Annotated in this window: 4 protein-coding genes; all 4 read right to left on the bottom strand. The window is 61.7% G+C overall.

Annotated features, from left to right (window positions below; translation table 11 throughout):
- A partial coding sequence (locus tag APM_RS00040) for a bifunctional 2-polyprenyl-6-hydroxyphenol methylase/3-demethylubiquinol 3-O-methyltransferase UbiG (RefSeq protein ID WP_050807151.1) occupies nucleotides 1-924 on the bottom strand: 924 nt, incomplete at its 3' end.
- A gap of 9 nt (nucleotides 925-933) precedes the next feature.
- The gene (locus tag APM_RS00035) at nucleotides 934-1,971 is read right to left on the bottom strand and encodes a glycosyltransferase family 2 protein (RefSeq protein WP_007421303.1); all 1,038 of its coding nucleotides are present in this window, start codon (nucleotides 1,969-1,971) and stop codon (nucleotides 934-936) included.
- The gene (locus APM_RS00030; protein ID WP_007421302.1) at nucleotides 1,968-2,639 is read right to left on the bottom strand and encodes a hypothetical protein; all 672 of its coding nucleotides are present in this window, start codon (nucleotides 2,637-2,639) and stop codon (nucleotides 1,968-1,970) included. Before APM_RS00030 ends, APM_RS00035 begins: the two co-directional genes overlap by 4 nt.
- Before the next feature lie 22 nt (nucleotides 2,640-2,661).
- Nucleotides 2,662-4,092, bottom strand: coding sequence for a glycosyltransferase family 4 protein (locus APM_RS00025; RefSeq protein ID WP_158004979.1), 1,431 nt, complete (start codon nucleotides 4,090-4,092; stop codon nucleotides 2,662-2,664).
- Nucleotides 4,093-4,944 lie beyond the last annotated feature (852 nt).

Here is a 4,944-nt window from a genome sequence, read left to right as displayed (position 1 = left end):
TGTTGTACTTTTATGCTGGGCCTCGGCAAGCAGGCGCTCCGGCTCGTCCACATCGATTCGGGTGAACGGGAACACGTCGCGTGCCTCAGGGGGGGCGTTACGGGCGCGCTGGACCGCGCGTAGCACGGGGGGAGCATGTGCTCCTCCTGCCCAGGCTCGCAGGAGCTCGCAGAGATCCAGTTGTTCCTCCTGCCGCGCGGCCGCGCGATGCGGATGCCACTGGTTCAGAATGGAGGATAGCCAGGCCTTTGGGTGGACCAGCGCGAGCGCGTGATCTCTGATGGCTGCCGCACCAGCCGTCATCTGGTCATGGGCAGCGCTTCCCTCTCGCGCGAAGACGAGAAGGTTCTGTGCATACCACCAATCAGTGTCCGGATGCGCCCACAGCGCCGTCCGCAGCAGATCGAAACAGGCGTAACCGCGGGCGCGGAAGTGGATGGCCCAGAATTCCGGCCACTGCTCGTTAACGTGTCCGGTGCCGTGCTGGAACGGGATCGCAGCCGAGAACAGGACCAAATCGCCAAGGCGACAGATGTCGTCCACTAGACTGGCGGATCGCTCGAAGGGCAGGTGTTCCGCCACCTCCAAGCACATCACCAGATCGAAGCGGCCGGGTGGCGGGCGGTGCGCCGCCACTGCCTTAGCGAGGCCTGGCTGTGCTAAGTCCCTAGACAAAAAAAGGCTCTCAGGCACCATGAGAGCGCTTCGGTCCACATAGTCTCCGTCCACTCCCAGGCGATCGGGAATACCGAGGTCGCCTGCGGCCCGCAGCCATGCCCCGACGCCGCAGCCGACGTCCAGTACGCTTTGCGGCTGGTAATGCCGCAACAGCTCGGACAACGCTGCATGTGCCGACCGTAAGCTGCCGAACGATTGGGCATCGAAGAAAGACCTATCGTAGAGAGTATCGATATCGTCCGGCATTGTCCGTCCCTACACCAATTCGGTTGTGAGTCCGCATTCCAGCAGGCAGAAAGGCCGATCATGGGCTGCCGGCGCAGCCTGGGCCGGTGTCAGCGCCGCCGCATCCGCGACGCCTTTCGCACGAGAGAGAAAGAATGCTTCCCGATACGCCTCGTCGAGGGTCTGCTGCAGTAACGGATGTGCCGGCAGCCCAGCTGCTTGTCTCGCCGCTGCCAGGCGGTCCAGCTTTCGGGTCCAACGAAGGTGGGCAGCGTAGCCCTGGCGCCGTTCCGCCCAAGCATTCTCCGACGCGTCGATCTCGCAGTAGGCGCGCACCTTCGGGTCGTCGTGGAGTCGCGCGAAACGGTGCTGGGAGCGGCCCTGCCGGTAGGAGCGGGCGCAGAACTGATCGAAGGTCAGGGCTCGGATCATGACCGAGCGGGCGCGCGGCTCATAGATCACCCGCAGACCCTGGCGCGCGAGCCGCCAGCCCAGCTCGATATCCTCGCAGCCAAAATGAAAATCTGGGTGGAACACGCCGTGGCGGACCAGCAGACTGCGCTTGCAGGAACTGCGGCCACCCCAGAACGCGGTGTGGTCGAGCACCTGACCGGGCTGCATCCAGCCATAGGAGAACAACTGGCAGCCGACTTCCGTCACATGACGCATCACCGGTACTGCCGCAATCTCTGGCGCCAGCGTAGTGTTGCCCAGCACCGCGACCGTCTGTTCAGGCGCTGCAAGGTGCACGGCAAGGTGCACAGCCAACAAATCCTGCTCTGCTACGTCGTCATCGTCAAGGAAGACCAGGATCGGACCCTGTGCCGCGAACACACCAAGGTTTTTCGCCGCAGCCAAGCCCGCCTGATTCTGCCGGAACACGCGCAGCGGCAATCGGTTCTGCCAGGCGGCCAGCACCTGCGGAGTCGCGTCGGCAGAGCCGTCGTCCACCACCACTACCTCGAACCGGGACGGGGCGAGGCTTTGCCGTTCTAGCCCCTCCAGCACCCGCGGCAGCAGATGCGCCCGGTTATGAGTGGTCAGCAGCGCGGAAATCTCGGGCGTCACTGATAGGCTTCTAGCACGGTGAAGGCGTCATCCCGGCTTAGGTAGGGCTCCCGGGCCAGGGTTTCATACATTTCTCGATGCGCGTCGGCCCAGTCATAGGCAGTGACGGGGCGACGAATTCGGTGCGCGACCGGGGTGGCGTCTACGATCCCCATGTGCAGCCCACTACGCTCAAGCCGTCTGGGCCAGACAAAATCAAGGCCCCAGCCCATCCCGCTGTCTTCTCCGAATGGAAGCAGCAGCGGGATCACGTCGCGGCGCAGGCAGACGACTGGTCCGATCTCCACGAAACGTGTGCGGCGCGCGGTAAGCCCAGGCATCACCTGAACGATCGGATGATCAGTAAAGCTGTCGGCCGTGCGCGCCGGTTGGGAGAGGCCGAAATCATATCGTTCGGAGAGGCCGATGAACTGGTCCAGGAAGCCAGTTCTCACCTCTACGTCGTCGTCGCAGAACAACAGCCAGTCGAAGTCGTAAGCGTCCTCGGTGAGCCGGTCCAGAAGGGTGAATTTCGATGTGGGTTCCGTCACCACCATCTCAGTCGACGGGAGGTCGAAGCGACCGCGCCCACCGGGAGCAAGTGCGATCCAGCGTTGCACCACCGTATGGTGCAAACTTTCCGCCAACTCATACATCAGGTGTGCTGCCGTGTTCGGCCGATCGGCCATGTATACACCGACGACGAGGACGCTAGCCACCGAGCACAGCCTCCAGCCGGCCCCGCACCGCCTCGACCGAGAGGGTACGCTCGATATGCGCGCGCCCGGCGACCGAAAGCCGCAACCATAGAGCATCGTCGTGCAACAGACGCAACACCTGCGCTGAGAAGGCATCCTCGTCCCCGGCGACCAGCAGATGGCTGCCATCCTGCAGACCCATGCCCTCGGCGCCCACTGGCGTGGCCACCACCGGCAAGCCGTGCGCCATGCTTTGACCTACTTTGCCCTTCATGCCGGCGCCGTAGCGCAACGGCGCGACAAAGACGCGGTGCTGGTGATACAATGAAGTTAAATCAGGAACGAAGCCAATAACTTCCACGCCAGGGATGGCACCGAGGGCAAGCACATCATTGCCCGCGTTGGCGCCGGCAATACGGAATATGAGATCGGGAACCTCTTTCCGGAGCAGCGGGAATATACGATTGGCAAACCAGCATACTGCGTCGATGTTTGGTGTATGCCAGAAACCGCCGACGAAGAATAGTCCTTGGCGAGCCTCAGGTCCCGGCGGGGGCTGTCGTGGCAGATCGAAGACGTTCGGCAGTACTTCCACGGTGGCTTCAGGCACCATCTCGAGCAAAGCCGCCTTCTCTTCTGCCGTCACCGCGATAGTGACGTCGGCGGCCTTGGCACAGGCCTCTTCCACGGTGCGCGTGCGTTCGGCCGCTTCACGAAGCTCTGGATCGTCGCGTAATGCCGCTTCCCGTGCCATACGCAAGCCATGAAAATCAACCATATCGTAGACGAAGCGCGTTGTCGGGCTACGGCTGCGGACCAGCGGCAGCATATCGGTGGCGACGTAGGGGAAGGACACGAACGCCCAGTCTAGGTGACGTCCCGCCTCGGTTAGGAACCGGTCGATTTCTTTGATGCCGTAAAGGATCCGGGAGACCCCGGATTTGCGCAGCGCGTCCTCGTAGCGCGCGCGGCCTTCCGGACTTCCCAGTACGCCGGGCTGGCGATCCAGTCCTGTGTGCGAGCCAAAAATGATAGACCAGCCAGCCTCGCCCATCATGTCAATCAGGGTTTTCAGACGCAAGCCACCGCTCGCTTGGTCGAACAATGGCAGAATATCCGCCACAACCAAGATATCACCGCGGCAACTGGTTGGCCTGGCCGATGCGGCCGGCGCCGACATGTGAGGTGGCGAGACGGAAGCGGTTCCTTGGGAAGGGACCATCGCAACCGGGGCCACCACCTCAGACGGTGCCCCCTGCGCGCTGCCGAGCAATCGTCGCAACGTAATCGCTAAACGACGAGCCGGCGCCATCATCCGCCAGGAGTGCGACGCATACAGCGCCAGGATTGTCTGTTGATGACTGACCAGTTCCTGGCGAAACCACTCCATGCTCGTCTGCAGTTCGGCAGCGGCGCCTCGCGCAGCCGTGAGTTCCTGACGCAATTCGTCTCTCTCTCGCAACAAGTGGGCGAGCTCGCGGCGTAACACTGCCTCCCGGAGTTTTGTTACGGGCCGCGCGCCATCGTTCGCTTCTGTCGCAGGGGTTACGTATGAAATTTTATCTATATTTTTCAATGAGATGCTCGATAGCGGCATTTTTGAAGAACGGATTGAGGATGTGGATGAGCCGGCGGCCCGGGCCAAAACCACTCCCATTCAAGCAACCGGTCAGAATTGGAAATATTCGACCGACTACCGTTTTCCATACTCAAGCTGCGATCAGCATCTTTCATGCGTAACCCCTGGCTTCTGTCGTAAGCATCAACCGAGTCTCATGTGGCGGGATGATGCGAGTCACGCGATATTGTACCTACAGCTTTTACAGTGGAGAAAACTTTTTTAACTGCCTCATTGGCAAGGTCAAGCCGGGGTTCGCGGTCATGAGGCAGATGCGGTTGGTGGCGGTTTCGGCAAGCAGCTGATTTGATTGGATTTCGCCCCCTGTACCTGTTTGACCGCGGATCACGGTGCATCATGATCCGTCTTGGGCCGGTCGGTTGAGAGCCGCCTTTTACCCCCTGTGCCTGCGAGCACCTGGGGGGGACGTGCGCCTCAGCTGATCGACCGTATTGCACGTCCAGTGGGGAGTCGCGTCTTGGCTATTCATGGCCTTGAGCGCCAGTACAGGGAACGGCGAAGCAATACGGCGGCCCGGCAACAGAGGGAGGAGGCCATGGGCATTGAGCCGCTCGTCTTCGTCGGCATCGACTGGGCGAAGCGATGCGCCTGACCGAAACGAAGATTGCAAAGGTCCTAGCCGCCCATCGTATCCGCCTTCTACGTCGCCAACACATT

The organism is Acidiphilium sp. PM, from assembly GCF_000219295.1.
GTDB lineage: Bacteria > Pseudomonadota > Alphaproteobacteria > Acetobacterales > Acetobacteraceae > Acidiphilium > Acidiphilium multivorum.
The sequence above is the reverse complement of the archived record's forward strand: the minus strand, read 5'-3'. Positions and strand labels throughout refer to the sequence as shown.